Origin of the sequence: Variovorax sp. WDL1 (assembly GCF_001541225.1) — a bacterium.
In the GTDB taxonomy this organism is placed as follows: Bacteria; Pseudomonadota; Gammaproteobacteria; order Burkholderiales; family Burkholderiaceae_C; genus Variovorax.
The window spans coordinates 1-202 of record NZ_LMTS01000245.1 but is presented as its reverse complement, the minus strand read 5'-3'; the positions used below and the strand labels follow the sequence as shown (position 1 = coordinate 202).

The 202-nt window shown below is 67.3% G+C and carries 1 protein-coding gene; it reads left to right on the top strand.

The window, feature by feature from the left end:
• Positions 1-202: DUF6094 domain-containing protein (locus APY03_RS30335; protein ID WP_232324477.1), on the top strand; the 202-nt coding region annotated here is incomplete at both ends.

Here is a 202-nt window from a genome sequence, read left to right as displayed (position 1 = left end):
GCGGCGTGCTGGTCTTCATCGTCCCCGGCTACGTGCTCGACGCGGAGTTGGTCGGCTGGCTGACGCGCCACTACACGGACCTGCGGATCTACCGAGCGGTGGAGACGCAGTTCAAGCAGGTGGTGATCTTCGGACGCCGGGTGCGCCAGCGCGAGCAGGTGCCCGATGGCGTCAAGGCCGTGCGCAATCTGCTGCTGCAGGT